Source organism: Rhizobium sp. Root482 (genome assembly GCF_001426565.1).
GTDB lineage: Bacteria > Pseudomonadota > Alphaproteobacteria > Rhizobiales > Rhizobiaceae > Pararhizobium.
Genome location: NZ_LMFA01000012.1, coordinates 259,977 through 274,779, shown reverse-complemented (window position 1 = coordinate 274,779; position 14,803 = coordinate 259,977). Strand labels below are relative to the sequence as shown.

Here is a 14,803-nt window from a genome sequence, read left to right as displayed (position 1 = left end):
ATGCGGCAGGCTTATCTCTATGCGGCCGGTTCGCTGTTCACCATGATGTGCGGCATGGCGCTCAACGTCCTCGTCGGCCGCTTCCTCGGTCCCGACCAATACGGCATTTATGCGCTTAGCCGCACGGCGGCGCAGTTTTTCCTGATGATCGCGCCGTTAGGCATGGAACTCGGCCTGCAGCGGTTCATGTCGGTGGCGGTGCAGGAAAATCGCAGCCCGGCGCAGTTGTTGCGGTTCGCCCGCACGGCCGCCTTCGCCGTGTTCCTCGTGACGGTCCTGGTACTGCTCATGGGCGGCGCGGCGGCGCTCGAGGATGCCTATCGGGCGCCGGGCCTCGCAATGGCGCTGGTCGTCACGCTCCTGTCGGCCCCGTTCCTGATCGATGCCATGCTGATCTTCTCGCTGGGGCGGGTCATCGGCGACATGCGACCCTATATGCTGTGGATCCTGTTCTTCCAGCCTCTGTTGCGCCTGGCGCTGACGGCCGCGGTTCTGGTGCTTGACGGCGATGTCCAGGCGGTTCTGACGGCCGCCATCTTCGCGGGCGCATTGACATGGCTCGGCTATGCGATGAGCGAAAACCGCATCGCCGGCGGGGCCGATACGCGTCCTCCTCAGGAGCGCCGGACCGAACTCCGCCAGTTCTTTCAAACCTCACTGTGGCTCGGGGTCAGCATTTTCTTCTACGGGCTGATGCGATCGTCGGATACGTTGGTTCTCGGCCTGTTCGTCTCCGTCGGCGATGTCGGACGATATGCGGCGATGAGCTTCGTCGCGCAGACGGTGCAATCCCTGACGCTCGCCGTCAGCCAGGGGCTGGGAGCCAAGGTCGCGGCGGCCGCAGCGGCGGGTGACAGGATGGGCTTGAAGGATCTCATCGACGAAGCCTCGCTGCGGGCAATTCCAGTTTCCCTGTTTCTGTTCGGCGGAATTGCCGTCTTCGGACAGGACCTTCATGTGATTTTCGGCGAGGGCTTTACGGTCAGCGCGGTGACCGCCTCCAGTCTGGCTTTCGGATATCTGGCTGGCGGCGTGCTGGGTATTGTCGGATACGCGCTTTCGATGGCGCATCACCACAAGCTCGAAAGCGCATTGACCGCCGCCGGCGGCGGCGTCCTGCTGGTGGCGGTGTTCATCGGTGCCTCGACCGGCGGAGCGGAGGGCGTCGCGGTCGCGACCTGCCTGTCCCTGTGTTTCGTCAACATCATCAGGCTGGTTGCCGTCCGTAGCGTGCATGGATACTGGCCGCGTGCTCCGCTTTATCTCATCGGCGCCGTACCCGCCTGGCTTGTCGCCGCCGCGATGCGACAAGCAGCCTTGGAGTTCGATCTGCCGCCGATCGGCGCGTTCTTCCTCGGCACCATTGCCTATAGCCTGTTCATGACAGTCATCCTGATCGGCGGGAAGATGATTGGAAGGCGCCAGCAGGGCATGCATCGATCCGCGGCGAAACCCGCCCGGGTAACGATCCTGTCGTTTCATTTCGCCGAATATTCCGCCCGGCTGTGCCTTGCGCTGGGCGACGACCACCCTGCGCAGATGATCGTCGACCGCGACAAGCTGGTCCGGGAGGCACCGTCGTCCGTCGTTGGCTCGGTTCAACGACTGGAAAATATCGTCTGGTACGAGAGACGATCGACATTCGGCAAGATCCTGTCGGCGGGTCGCATCCTTATGGACATTCGCCGCTTCCGCCCCGATCTGATCGTCGCCCATGAAACCCTTGTGCCACTGCCGGCATTGGTGACCTTCGCCTGCCGGCTGATCGCGCCCTTGCGCCTCATCGTCCACGATCCCGATCCGCATGCCGGCGCCGACGCGTCCATCTCGCGCCTGAAACGAAGCTTGCGATGGATGCTGCGCAAGGTCGCCACGGGCTATGTCGTCCATGGTCTCTATTGCCGCAAGGCACTTTTGAAGAGCGTTTCGCCGGAAAAGCCGGTGATCTGCATCAATCACGGCACGCTCCTGGAGCCCGAAAAATTCCGGTCGCCGCTGCCGGGAAACATACTCTTCTTCGGCAGGCTGGAGCAATATAAAGGCCTGCCGACGCTTTATGCGGTTGCCGATCTTCTGGCCGAGAAGCTCGAGGGGTTTCGGCTGACGGTGGTTGGCCACGGTTCGGAAGCCGCCTTCGTTCGGGCCTTTGCAGCAACGCGGTCCTTCGTGGCGTTCAACGAGGGCTATGCTTCGCCCGAGGATGTCATCAGCGCCATGCAGGATGCTGTCGTGGTCCTGCTTCCCTATGACGAGGCGACGCAGAGCGGCGTGCTCGCCGCCGCCATGGCCAATGGCCGACCGGTCGTCACCGCTGCGGTGGGGGCGATCGTCGAAGTGATCGATGGCCAAAACGGGATCGCCGTGCCGCCCGCCGACGTGGCGGCCTTTGCTGGCGCTCTCGAGAAAATCCTTTCCGACCCGTTGGAATGGGAAAGGCTGAGCCAGGGTGCCATGCGCACGGCCGGTTCATCGATGAACTGGAAGACGATCGGGCGGGCCATCGTCGGACCTCCGGAGGTCCGGGCGTGAAGATCGTGTTCTACATATGGTCGCTGGGTACCGGAGGGGCGGAAATCCATACGATCGGGCTTGCCCGGGATCTGATACTGGCCGGCTTCGACGTGACGCTCGTCGTCCATGCGCAGGCTGCCGATTCCAGCCTTGTGATCGACGATCGCCTGCGCGTTGTTTCGGTCGGTGGCGGCGGTTTTCACGACATTCTCGGCTGGCGGCGGGCGGTGCGCACGCTAAACGCTCTTGGCGCCGACAGGCTCGTCTGCGTCAACCAGTCGGCGGCCCTCGTCGGCACGCTGAGCCGATATTTCCGCCGCCGCAAGGTGGTGTTCATCTTCCACAGCACGATCCTCGACCGGCTCTCGGAGAAACTCAAACTCACCGTTCTGGGCAGGATAAGCAAAGGCTTTACCACCATATTCTGCAGTGCCAACCAGAGAGCCTACTGGCATGCCAAGGGGCTTGACGGCCCCGCTGCCACGATCCGCAACGGCGTGGACACAGATTATTTTTCTCCTCCCTCGCCGCAAGACATCTGTGCCGCCAGGAAAGCGGCGGGGATTGGCGAGGGCTGCATCGTCCTGTCGCTGATCGCGGCGTTCAGACCGGAGAAGAACCATTCCGCCCTGATCCGGGTCGCCCGCCGCCTGGTGGATGCCGGATACGAGATCAGGGTCCTGCTGGTCGGCGACGGGCCGACCCGGGGGAACATCCGGGCCTTGGTCGAAACGCTCGGCCTCACGGATCATGTCGAGTTTGCCGGCAAGCAGACGGATGTCCGCCCCTTCCTGCGGTTGACCGACGTGGCGGTCTTGCCGAGTTTTACCGAAACATTCTCTCTCGCCGCGCTCGAAGCCATGGCGTGTGGCATCCCCATGGTCATGAGCGATGTCGGCGGCGCCAATGAAATGGTCGAGAATGGCGTCAACGGCGCGCTGTTTACTCTAGGCGATGACGATGCCTTCTTCCATGCCTTGTCCCGCTACATGGATCGCGAGGCGTGCCGCCGGGCCGGTACGCGCGCCAGGGCCCTGGTCGAGAGGAAGTTCACCATCGGCCGCATGGTTGAAGACTATGTGGCGTTTCTGCGAAACCGGCACCTCTGAGCCGGGGCGTTATGGCTTGCGCCATGGAAAATGTTTGCCCATAATCGCTGCCGGGGAAAGCGTGCAACGACATTGTCGTTGGAGTGATACGGCGACGCAATCCTGGATGCGCGCGCCGTTGTTTGCGCGACGGAAGAATATCCGGGAAGCCTGTTTTACGCTTCCGCCATATTATAAATATCGTTTTTTCATTTCACGAATTCATTGTTTGAAATTTTATATTCCGGAGGTTTTTCCATGTCCCGCTATAAATTCATACTTTTCGGCGCGGTTGCCCTGGCGGCCTCCGGGGCGACATTTGCCTTCTCGCAACAGGCGGCAGCGCCAGCCATGCCGGCCGCCGGGCCGAGTGCGTTCGAGCAGTTTGTTGCGATCGTCAAGGCGGCCAAGCCGGGCGCGGAGCTTCAGGCCGCGGTTTCGGCTATCAACGAGATGGCAGAGAACGGTGATCCCGCCGCCATGATGATGATGGCCGACCTCCATCGGGACGGGAAACTGGTTGAAAAGAATGTTCAGACGGCCGTTGTTCTCTACGAACAGGCGATCGAGGCGGACCGCCCGGACGCGGCCACCAGGCTCGGCAACCTTTATCGTCAGGGTGCAGCTGTCGGCCTCGATCCCGGCAAGGCGCTCGGCTACTACGAGCAGGCGATAGCGGCGGGCGATGCCGGCGGCAAGGCGGGCCTGGCCGGTCTCTATGCCGCCGGTCTGTCGGTGAAACGGGATATTCCGAAGGCCATCGCCCTTTATGAGGAAAGCCTTGCCGCAGGTCAGCTCTGGGCGGCAACCATGCTTGGCGACCTCTACCACCAGGGCGAAGCCCTCGGCCTCGATCCGACGAAGGCTGCCGGCTATTACCAGCAGGCGTTGGCAGGCGGAGATATCGGTGCCAAGGCCGGCATGGCCGCGCTTTATGCGAACGGAAGCGGCGTGGAACGGGATATACCAAAGGCGGTGGCGCTCTACGAGGAAAGCCTCGCCGCTGGCCAGGTCTGGGTCGCGACGAAGCTGGGCGATCTTTATCGTCAGGGCGAAAGCCTGGGGCTCGATGCTTCGAAGGCCCGCGGCTATTATGAGCAGGGCGTGGCGGCCGGCGATGCCGGCGCCATGATCGGCCTTGCGGGCGTCTATCGTGACGGCAAGCTGGTTGAAAGGGATGTGCAGAAGGCCGTCGCGCTCTATGAGCAAGCGCTGCGAGGCGGCCGGCTTGATGCCGCAGCCCGGCTGGGCGATCTCTACCGCCAGGGCGAAAGCCTCGGCCTCGATCCATCCAGAGCGATTGGCTATTACGAGCAGGCGGCCGCCGCCGGCGATGCCGGTGCCAAGGCGGGTCTGGCCGGTCTCTATGCGACCGGTGCAACCGTCGAGCGCGATATCCCGAAGGCCGTTGCACTTTATGAAGAAAGCCTCGCTGCCGGCACGATCTGGTCGGCGGCAAAGCTCGGCGATCTCCATCGACAGGGCGCGGGCCTCGGGCTCGATCCGTCAAAGGCGGTCGGTTACTACGAACAGGGCATGGCGGCCGGCGATGCCGGCGCCATGATGGGCCTTGCCGGCCTCTATCGTGACGGCAAGCTGGTCGAGAGGGATGTGCAGAAGGCTGTCGCGCTCTACGAGGATGCACTCCAGGCCGGCCGGCTTGATGCCGCCACCCGGCTTGGTGATCTGTATCGGCAGGGCAAGACGCTCGGTCTCGATCCGGCCAGGGCACTTGGCTATTACGAGCAGGGCGTCGCGACCGGCGATGCGGCGGCCAAGGCGGGGCTTGCCGGTCTCTATGCGGCGGGACTATCGGTGGAGCGGGATATCCCGAAAGCGGTCAAGCTCTACGAAGAAAGTCTGGAGGGCGGCTATATCTGGGCGGCGTCCAAGCTTGGCGATCTCTATCGCCAGGGCGAAGCCCTCGGCCTCGATCCGTCGAAGGCCATCGATTATTACGAACAGGGTGTGGCGGCCGGCGATGTCGGTGCCAAGGCCGGCCTTGCTGCGCTTTATGCAAACGGCATCGGTGTCGGACAGGATATTCCGAAAGCCGTTGCTCTTTACCAGGAGGTCCTTGCCGACGGAAACAGCTGGGCGGCATCCTCGCTGGCTGCTCTTTATCTGAAGGGCGAGGAGGCCGGCCTCGACGTGAACAAGGCGCTCGACTACTACGAACAGGGTGCGGCGGCCGGCGATGCGGGGGCCATGGCCGGCCTTGCCGCTCTCTATCGTGACGGCAAGCTGGTGGCGAAGGACGCGCACAAATCCGCCGAACTTTATGCCGGTGCGCTGCAGGCCGGCCGGATGGACGCAGCCGCAAGGCTCGGCGACCTGCATCGGCAGGGCAAGACGCTCGGGCTCGATCCGGCCAAGGCGGTGGATTTCTACCGGGAGGGCGTGGCGGCCGGCGATGCCGGCGCGATGATGGGGCTCGCCAATCTCTATCGCGAAGGCAAGCTGGTCCAGCGCGACGTCGCCAAGGCTGCCGATCTCTACCAGCAAGCCTATCTCGCGGGGCGTGAAACAGCGCTTGCGAATGCCGTTGGCGTCCTCCTGTCGGGAACGAAGGCGCAGCAGGTACAGGCGCATGCGCTGATCGCCAGAGGGCAGGCCGAAAATGCCCCCAATATTGCCTCGGCGCTTGCCAATGCCATGTTCAACGGAACCGGCATCGCCCGGAACCCCGCCGGCGCCATCGACATATTGAAGACGGCGAGTGCCAAGGGCGATGCTCAGGCGGCGTCCACGCTCATCCAGCTCTATGTGCAGGGGAGGGGCGATGATGTCCGCCGCGATATTCGGCTCGCCAAAGCAACGCTTGCGAGCGTTGCGAGCCTGATTCCGCAGGAGGAGCGCGAAGGCGAGGAACTGCTGATCGAGGCGTCCACGGCGTCTTCGGTGGAGGATTACCGGGCCGTCGCGCAAAAGGCCGAGAGCCTGCAGCCCGCCGCGCGGGCGACGCTGGTCAGCCGCCTCGCCGGTGCCAATGGGAACGCCTATGTCTACGTGCTGCAGGATGGCCTCAAGGGCGCAGGTTTCTACGATGGCCGATTGAACGGCGTGCTGACCAGTCAGACGATCCGGGCATTCAACCGGTTCTGCGACCAGCGCGACAGGGCGGAGCCCTGCAGGACCGGCCCGCTCAGCTGGCCGGCGCGCAACGTCTTTGTCGAATTCATGCGCGAAACCGGCTCCTGACGGTCTGTCAGGGTCGGTCCGGAAGGGCGCCAGGACGACAGGCCAGCCTGCGAACTTGTGGCGGCCCGGCACCACGGCTATATGCTTGTCCCATGCAATGGAGCGACAAGGCCATCATCATCGGCGTCCGGCGCCACGGCGAAACCTCCGTCGTCGCCGAGGTGATGACGTTCGAACACGGGCGCCATCTCGGATTGGTGCGCGGCGGCCGGTCGCGGTCGATGCAGCCGGTGCTGCAGCCGGGAAACGAGGTGGAACTGACCTGGCGCGCGCGGCTGGACGAGCATCTCGGCGAGTTCAAGATGGAGCCTGTCCGCCTTCGCGCCGCCCGGCTGATGGAGGCGGCAACCTCGGTCTACGGCGTCCAGGCCATGGGCGCGCTGCTCAGGCTGTTGCCGGAACGCGATCCGCATCCCCATCTCTACGAGGCGCTCGACGTCATTCTCGAAAACCTGCACGATCCCAGCGATGCGGGCGAACTCTTCGTTCGGTTCGAGATTGCGGTGCTCAACGATCTCGGCTTCGGGCTCGATCTTGCCGAATGCGTGGCGACCGGGACGCGCGACGACCTCGCCTATGTCTCGCCGAAATCGGGTCGCGCCGTCAGCCGTGTGGCCGGCGCGCCCTATGCCGACCGGATGCTGGCCCTGCCGAGCTTTCTCGCGCAAGGCGGCGCTGCCGATTACGACAGCCTGCTTGCCGCCTTCCGCATGACGGCCTTCTTCCTCCACCGGCATGTCTGTGAGCCGCGCGGCATCGATCTGTCGACCGCCCGCGACGGTTTTGTTCAGGCGGCGCTGAAGGCGCTCAAGCCCAAGGACGCGGCCGACCAGCCACAGGGAATCCCCAAAGAATGACCGTCGAAATCTATCCCGGAATGACCGTCTCGGGCATCGGCACCGTCCCTTTGGCAGCGCTCGCGCGCGACGGAGGGCTGAAGGCCATGCTCGATCTCATGGCCGGCATCCATCCGGCACCGTCGATGAGCGCGACCTTGAGGTTCGGCCTTGATGAGGTCGAGGAGGGACGGGTGGTGTTCCGCGGCCTGCCGACGGACGAACATCTCAATCCGCTCGGCACCGTGCATGGCGGCTGGGCGGCGACGATCATGGATTCGGCCCTTGGATCCGCCGTGATGACGACGCTGAAACCGGGCGAGGCCTATACGACGGTGGAATTCAAGGTCAATCTGGTGCGCCCGCTGCTGCCCGGCATGGGCGAGGTCTTCTGCGAGGGTAGGGTTGTTCATCGCGGCCGCACCCTGGCGACCTCCGAGGCGTCGCTGAAGGACAGGAACGGCAAGCTCCTGGCGCATGGCACCGAAACCTGCGCGATTTTTCCGATCGAAAACCTGATGCGCTGACCACACGCCAGCCGAGCCATTCTCCGTAGAAAACGCTTCCACCAGCGGCCGCCTCCGCTTGACAGTTTCTTCGTCTCGATCTACTGTCGAATAAATCACTTAATTAAGGATTTGGTTTATTGGCAGCCACGGACCCGCTGAGCTTGACCTTTTTCGCGCTTGCCGACCCGACGAGACGCAGCATCCTGTCGCGTCTCTCGAAGGGCACGACAACAGTTCGCGAGCTTGCAGCGCCCTTTTCCATCAGCTGGCCGGCCGTCTCGCAGCATTTGAAAGTGCTCGAACGGGCAGGGTTGATCGAGCGCACGGCGAGGGCGCAATGGCGCACAGTCGCGGTCCGCGCGGATGCCCTCGATGAGGTTGCTGGATGGATCGACCTGCACCGGCACGACTGGAATGATCGCCTCGATAATCTGGAAGAACATCTGCGCACCCTGAAGGAGGAGAAAAGAGATGAATGACCGGACAATCAACCGAGAAGCAGAATTTACCCTGACGCGCCTGCTGGATGCGCCGCGCGAGCAGGTGTGGCGTGCCTGGACCGACCCGGCCCAACTGGCGCTCTGGCACCATCCGCGCGGCGTCGCCATTCCCGCCGAAAGCATCTTTGCCGATCTGCGCGAGGGCGGCAGCTACCGCTACACGCTGGTCAATATATCCACAGGCCAAGAATTTCCGACCGCCGGGATTTATCTCGAGGTGGCCGAGCCCGAGCGGCTGGTTTTCACCTGGGGGAATCCGGCCGACCCCTCCGACGGCGCACCTGTGGTCACCATTACTCTCGGCCAGCGCGGCCCCCAGACTGAACTGACATTCCATCTTCGCGGTTTTCCGGGCTTCTCCGGCGACGATAATGTCTATGACGGCTGGAGCGAGGCGCTGGATTCGCTTGGAAATTGCCTCTCCTCGGCCGGAGCGCCGCCTCTTTCCGAGAACAGGCATCGCGCCGTTTCGTAAGCGAAAGGCAATCAGTGATGGCGCCGTCTGTTACGCAGGCGGTGCCATCACCCTCGCTCTTGCGCGAGGCAACGAGATTGATTTTGCCAGGCGTTGCCTTGCATGACCCTCGGCAAGAGGAACGTGCCGTCCCGGATCGACAGAGGCAGCGTTTCGGCCCTGGCCGGGCGCGAAGGAATGGTTTTCCCCGCGTTGGCAGCCGTTTTCCGCCGTCAACGGTCCTTGACTGCTACAGTGCCACCTCCATGATCCCCATTGCGAGAACTTCGCGATAAAGTGGTGAAGAGATTGCGGCCCCGATCCGTTGCCGGATTGGCCTGCGGTTGAAAACCTGTATGGTCTGACGCATCGCGCCGTCATCGCCGCAGGGGGAAATATGATCGAAGTCATTGCTTTCGTTGCCTTCGGTATCGCGCTTGCGGCGCTTCTCAACGGCCGCAAGACGACCGAGCGGCTGGATGGCGAGATCGCAGCCCTCAAGGAGGAACTGAAGCGGATTGCCGACCGGGAACCCCGTGTCTCCATAGCCGGCGATGCTGCGGGCGAAACTGCCGCTGCCGTGGTGGCGCGCGACGCGCAGGCGGACGAAGGCACGGATGCCGGGCGCGAGCAATTGTCCGAGATCGGCAAAGGCGATGCGATCTTCGGCGGGCCGCCGGTCAGCCAGGAGGCTGTCGAAAAAGCCTCGCGCGGCGAGCCGGTCAGCGCAACGCTAGTACCCGACGGCCTGCCAGATACCGTCGCACCGGCGGCAAGGGAAAGCCTCGAAAGCCGCCTCGGCGCCCGTTGGGCCGTCTGGGTCGGCGGCATTGCGCTGGCGCTCGGCGGCATCTTCATGGTCAAATATTCGATCGAGGCGGGGCTTTTGAGCCCGGCAGTGCGTCTGTCCATGGCGGCCGTCTTCGGGCTGGTGCTGCTCGCTATCGGCGAATTCGTCCGCCGCAGGGCCGTGCCGCTGGTGGCTGACGCCTTCCGAAACGCCATGATCCCCGGCATCCTGACCGCCGCCGGTGCCGTCACCCTGTTTGGCGTCTGCTATGCCGCCCATGGCATTTACGGTTTTATCGGGCCGGCAAGTGCCTTCCTGCTCCTGGGGCTGGTATCGCTTTCCATCGTGGCGCTCTCCCTGCTGCATGGTCAGGCGCTGGCCGGGCTGGGCCTGCTTGCCTCTCTCTTGACGCCGGCCCTGGTATCCTCGCAAAGCCCCAGCCCCTGGAGCTTGTTTAGCTTTCTCGGCCTTGCCTGGCTCGCGACGCTGCTGGCCTCACGTTTCCGCCGCTGGGTGGTCGTGCCCTCCATGGCCAATATCGGGCTCTGCCTCTGGGCGCTTCTCTATATCGTCTCGGCCATCCCGCCGGAGACGCTGCCGGTGACCCTGGTCATGCTTTTGATGATCGCCGGCACAGGCCTCGTCTGGCCGGCCGGCGTGCCTGGTCCCGACGTCAAAATTTCCGGTGAAGATGCCTCCGCCTCGCCATCCGCCTGGGAAGAGCTGATGGCGCCACCTTTCGCCGCCGTGACGATTACCGCCGGCATCAGTGTCGTCCTGACCGCTCTTGCGATGCTCAGCCCGCTGGCCGCACTGCCGGATTATCCCGTCGCCGAATTCTGCGCCATCATTGCAGCACTTGCCGCCCTTGGATCATTGCGCAGCCATGCCGTCTATCCGGCCCTGCTTTCCGCCTTTGCGGCCGTGCTCGGGCTCTGGAGCATGATGGCGCTCAGCGATCTCGTGACCTATATCGATCCGGCAGGCGCGAGGCCTGTCTTATTGGCGTCCCTGTTGGGGAAAACGGCAATGCTTGCCGGCATGGCGCTATCTTCCATCTTCGTCGCACTCGGGACAGTCGCAAACCGGCTTCATCTGAAAACGCATCCGCCGCTCGCTGCCCTCTGGGCCGCGATTATGGCCGTCGTGGCCAATGCGCTGACCGCGATGTCCCTGCTGATGACCGGCAATCTTTCCTTCGATCTGCCGCATGGCCTGTTCGCGCTCGCTGCCGGCATCGTCTTCCTGGCAATTGCCGAATGGATGGCGCGCCGCGGCGAGCCGGAAGAGACGATTCGTCTTCCGCAAAGCTTTCTGGTTGCCGGATCGTTCGGCCTGTTCCTGATCGCCCTGCATGCGCTCACCGACGGACTTGCGACGACGCTGCTGATCGCCTTCCTTGGCGCCGCCTATGTCGCTGCAACTAGGTTGCGCTCCTGGCCGGCGCTGCCCTGGATGATGGTGGGTGCCGCGATAGCGGTCCTCGCGCGCATCGCCTGGGAACCGACCATCGTCGGCGCCGGGAACCTGTCGACGACGCCGGTCTTCAATGCGCTCCTCATCGGCTATGGCGTGCCTTCGCTGCTTCTGGTCCTGGCGGCCTTCGAACTTCGCAATTCACCGGATCTGCGACTTCGAAACCTGCTGCAGGCGCTCGCCAGCCTGTTCGTGCTTTTGACGGTCGCCATCCTCGTGCGCCACGCCATGAATGGCGGCGTGCTCGACAGTGCGGTGCCGACCCTCGGCGAGCAGTCGATCTATACGCTGCTGGCCATCGGCGCCTCGGCGATCATGATAACGCTCGACAGGAAATCGCCGAGCCCGGTCTTCCGCTATGGCAGCATGCTGATCGGTGTGCTCTCCATGCTGTCGATCCTCAGTGCCCATCTGATCGGCCTCAATCCCTATTTCAGCGGCGAATCGCTCGGCTCCATTCCGTTCTTCGATCTGCTTCTGATCGGCTACCTCCTGCCGGGCATGGGCTATGCCGGCCTTGCCCGATATGCGCGCGGCCGGCGACCGGTGCCCTATGTCACCGCCCTTGCGGTCACCGGCGCCGTCCTTGCCTTCGCCTGGGCGACCTTGACGGTGCGCCGCATCTGGCAGGGCCAGAACATCGCCGACTGGAAAGGGTTCCTGCAGGGCGAGACCTACAGCTATTCGGTCGTCTGGCTGGGCCTTGGCGTGCTTCTGCTGGCACTCGGCTCGCGCTTCGATGCGAAGAGCATCCGTATCACCTCGGCCGTCCTGGTCTTCGTCGCGGTGCTGAAGGTCTTCCTGATCGACATGGCCAATCTGGAAGGCTTCCTCCGAGCCCTGTCTTTCATCGGCCTTGGCGGCGTCCTGATCGGTATCGGGCTGTTCTACCAGAAGATCCTGTCGGGCAAGACCCGGCCGGAACCTGCCCTCGACCGACCGGCTGAAGCCAGCGAGCCGGGCTGAAGCTGGAGCGAACGGCAGGCAAGGCTGCAGGCCGTGCTCGCCATGCTGATCGAGGAAATCTAGCCAGAACAACAATTTGCGGATTTTTCCGGATTCAGTTCGCGATGTGCTTGAATCATCATCTGAACGCCGGGAAATGGCGATAGGGAGCAATGACATGAAGGTGACCGGTCTCAATATCCATCCCCTGAAAAGCGGCCGTGCCATCGCGCAGACCTCCGTTTCCGTGGCGCTCGACGGCATCCGGGGCGACCGTCGCTTCATGCTGGTCGATCCCCAGGGCGACTGTGTCACCCAGCGCGAACTGCAGAGCCTGGCAAGGGTCGAAGCCAGGGAAACGGAAGACGGCATCCATCTTTCCATGGACGGACAGGAACTGACCGCCTCCTTCGATCCGCGATCGCGTATGGCCGTTACCATCTGGTCGACCGGCGTCGATGCGGCACTCGCGACAGAGCCGGTCAACATGACGCTTTCCGGCTGGCTCGGCCGGCCGGTCAGGCTCGTCCACATGGACGCCGAGGCCAAGCGCATGGCGGCGCCGGAGTGGGCCGGCGAGGGGGTGCAGGTGGGTTTCGCGGATGGTTTTCCGGTGCTGATCACCACAACCGGCTCGCTTGTCGATGTCAACCGGACGCTGGTGGAAAAGGGGCAGGAGCCGGTCGGCATGGACCGGTTCCGCACCAATATCCTCCTCGATAGTGACGATCCCTGGGAAGAGGATCTCTGGGAAAGCCTGGAGATCGGCGGCATCGGCTTCGATCTCGTCAAGCCCTGCGCCCGCTGCATCATGACGACGCAGGACCAGATGACCGGCGAGCGCATCGGCGGCAATCCCATTCAGGCCTTGGCCGAGAAGCGCATGTCGGCGGACCGCCGCGTGCCCGGCGTGCTCTTCGGCTGGAATGCCGTGCCGCGCGGGGAAGGAGTGATTGCCCTTGGCGATGAGGCTCGGATTGTCACGTCGCGGCAGGAACGCTGGCCGATGAAGGTTCGATGAGAAAAATCGCATATATCAATCGAATTGATCCATGCGTCACCATATTTGGCTTTTTTCATCGCGAGCCGGAGCGTAGATTGCCGCTCCAACAACACGGAGCCGACAATGTCCGCCGTTTCCCCCGCCACATCAGGCGCATCAACCGCCAGTCCCGGCTTGCCCTGGCTGATCATCACGGCCGGCTCGATCGTCGCCATGCTGACCTTCGGCCCGCGCTCGGCCATGGGCTTCTTCCAACTGCCGATGCTGGCCGATACCGGCTGGGACCGGACCACCTTCGGCCTTGCCATGGCGCTTCAAAACCTCTGCTGGGGGCTTAGTCAGCCCTTCTTCGGCGCCATTGCCGATAAATACGGCACCTGGCGGGTGCTGACCATGTCCGGGCTTCTCTATGCCGCTGGTCTCGTCATGATGGCTCATGCCGATGCGCCGATCTGGCTGCATATCGGCGGCGGCGTGCTGATCGGCATGGCGGTGGGCTCGGGCTCCTTCGGCATTCTTCTGTCGGCCTTTGCGCGCAACGTGACGCCGGAGCAGCGCTCCATGGCGTTCGGCATCTGCACGGCGGCCGGCTCTGCCGGCATGTTCCTGTTTGCGCCCGTGAGCCAAGGGCTGATCTCCGCCTATGGCTGGTCGGACAGCCTCGTCTATCTCGGCATTCTGATGCTGATCGTGCCGCTGGTCGCCATTCCCCTGCGCGGAAATGCCTCTTCCGGGAGCCAGAAGGAAGCGGTCTACAAGCAGTCGATCGGTGAAGCTTTGAAGGAGGCGCTTGCCCATAAAAGCTATCTGCTGCTCGTCTCCGGCTTTTTCGTCTGCGGTTATCAGGTAGCCTTCATCACCGCGCATTTTCCGGCCTATATCGGCGATATCGGCATCGATGCCCGCTATGCGGTGATCGCGCTTGCGCTGATCGGCTTCTTCAACATCATCGGTTCGCTGGCCTCCGGCGCCATCAGCCAGCGATATTCGAAACCCTATTTCCTGTCGCTGATCTATATCGGTCGCTCGATCGCCGTTGCCGCCTTCCTGTTGCTTCCGCAATCGCCGCTCTCGGTGGTGATCTTCGCCATCGTCATGGGGCTTCTGTGGCTATCGACCGTGCCGCCCACAAATGCGCTGGTGGCGATCATGTTCGGCACGCGCCATCTCGGCCTGCTCGGCGGTATCGTTTTTCTGTCGCACCAGGTTGGCTCCTTCCTCGGTGTCTGGATGGGCGGCTATCTCTACGATCGCTTCGGCTCCTATGATCCGGTCTGGTGGCTCGGGGTCGGGCTTGGCCTCGTCGCCGCCGTGGTTCATTGGCCGATCCAGGAGCGGGCCGTCGCCCGTCCGGCGCTGGCCTGATCGTCTCGCCCTCCCGCGAAATTTGCGGGAGGGCGTTCTTGTAAACCGTCACAAAACTTTCTAAATCTCTCTCACCGGCAGTGCCGGTTTTGTTTTGGCCTATTTATGCTCATGTTGAGCAAAAT

General features: G+C 63.3%; 10 protein-coding genes. All 10 read left to right on the top strand.

The features are described from left to right. Nucleotides 1-2,529 carry a glycosyltransferase gene (locus tag ASD31_RS09325; RefSeq protein WP_056332149.1) on the top strand — a complete coding sequence of 843 codons (2,529 nt, stop codon included), beginning with the start codon at nucleotides 1-3 and terminating at the stop codon, nucleotides 2,527-2,529. Continuing rightward, the gene (locus tag ASD31_RS09320; protein ID WP_056332147.1) at nucleotides 2,526-3,620 is read left to right on the top strand and encodes a glycosyltransferase family 4 protein; all 1,095 of its coding nucleotides are present in this window, start codon (nucleotides 2,526-2,528) and stop codon (nucleotides 3,618-3,620) included. Before ASD31_RS09325 ends, ASD31_RS09320 begins: the two co-directional genes overlap by 4 nt. Nucleotides 3,621-3,857: 237 nt before the next feature. Next, nucleotides 3,858-6,800, top strand: a complete 2,943-nt coding sequence (locus ASD31_RS09315; protein ID WP_056332145.1) for a tetratricopeptide repeat protein — start codon at nucleotides 3,858-3,860, stop codon at nucleotides 6,798-6,800. A 92-nt stretch (nucleotides 6,801-6,892) separates the two neighbouring features. Then, a complete protein-coding gene (gene recO, locus ASD31_RS09310) occupies nucleotides 6,893-7,657 on the top strand; it encodes a DNA repair protein RecO (RefSeq protein ID WP_056332143.1) in 765 nt (254 codons plus the stop codon). Further along, the gene (locus tag ASD31_RS09305; protein ID WP_056332141.1) at nucleotides 7,654-8,163 is read left to right on the top strand and encodes a PaaI family thioesterase; all 510 of its coding nucleotides are present in this window, start codon (nucleotides 7,654-7,656) and stop codon (nucleotides 8,161-8,163) included. Before recO ends, ASD31_RS09305 begins: the two co-directional genes overlap by 4 nt. Nucleotides 8,164-8,282: 119 nt before the next feature. Further along, entirely contained in the window at nucleotides 8,283-8,624 is a 342-nt protein-coding gene (locus tag ASD31_RS09300; protein ID WP_056332140.1) for an ArsR/SmtB family transcription factor, read from the top strand. Beyond that, nucleotides 8,617-9,120 (top strand): SRPBCC family protein, encoded by a 504-nt coding sequence (locus ASD31_RS09295; RefSeq protein WP_056332138.1) that lies wholly within the window; start codon nucleotides 8,617-8,619, stop codon nucleotides 9,118-9,120. Before ASD31_RS09300 ends, ASD31_RS09295 begins: the two co-directional genes overlap by 8 nt. Before the next feature lie 376 nt (nucleotides 9,121-9,496). Then, entirely contained in the window at nucleotides 9,497-12,331 is a 2,835-nt protein-coding gene (locus ASD31_RS09290) for a DUF2339 domain-containing protein (protein ID WP_056332136.1), read from the top strand. A gap of 157 nt (nucleotides 12,332-12,488) precedes the next feature. Then, the gene (locus ASD31_RS09285) at nucleotides 12,489-13,331 is read left to right on the top strand and encodes an MOSC domain-containing protein (protein ID WP_056332135.1); all 843 of its coding nucleotides are present in this window, start codon (nucleotides 12,489-12,491) and stop codon (nucleotides 13,329-13,331) included. 105 nt (nucleotides 13,332-13,436) lie between these two features. Continuing rightward, a complete protein-coding gene (locus ASD31_RS09280; protein ID WP_056332133.1) occupies nucleotides 13,437-14,678 on the top strand; it encodes an MFS transporter in 1,242 nt (413 codons plus the stop codon). The last annotated feature ends 125 nt before the right edge of the window (nucleotides 14,679-14,803 follow it).

What these genes read in the sequence shown, in the direction of transcription:
- ASD31_RS09325 (WP_056332149.1), top strand. Translation starts at nt 1, where the DNA reads ATGCGGCAGGCTTATCTCTATGCGGCCGGTTCGCTGTTCACCATGATG.
- ASD31_RS09315 (WP_056332145.1), top strand. Translation starts at nt 3,858, where the DNA reads ATGTCCCGCTATAAATTCATACTTTTCGGCGCGGTTGCCCTGGCGGCC.
- recO (WP_056332143.1), top strand. Translation starts at nt 6,893, where the DNA reads ATGCAATGGAGCGACAAGGCCATCATCATCGGCGTCCGGCGCCACGGC.
- ASD31_RS09305 (WP_056332141.1), top strand. Translation starts at nt 7,654, where the DNA reads ATGACCGTCGAAATCTATCCCGGAATGACCGTCTCGGGCATCGGCACC.
- ASD31_RS09295 (WP_056332138.1), top strand. Translation starts at nt 8,617, where the DNA reads ATGAATGACCGGACAATCAACCGAGAAGCAGAATTTACCCTGACGCGC.
- ASD31_RS09290 (WP_056332136.1), top strand. Translation starts at nt 9,497, where the DNA reads ATGATCGAAGTCATTGCTTTCGTTGCCTTCGGTATCGCGCTTGCGGCG.
- ASD31_RS09285 (WP_056332135.1), top strand. Translation starts at nt 12,489, where the DNA reads ATGAAGGTGACCGGTCTCAATATCCATCCCCTGAAAAGCGGCCGTGCC.
- ASD31_RS09280 (WP_056332133.1), top strand. Translation starts at nt 13,437, where the DNA reads ATGTCCGCCGTTTCCCCCGCCACATCAGGCGCATCAACCGCCAGTCCC.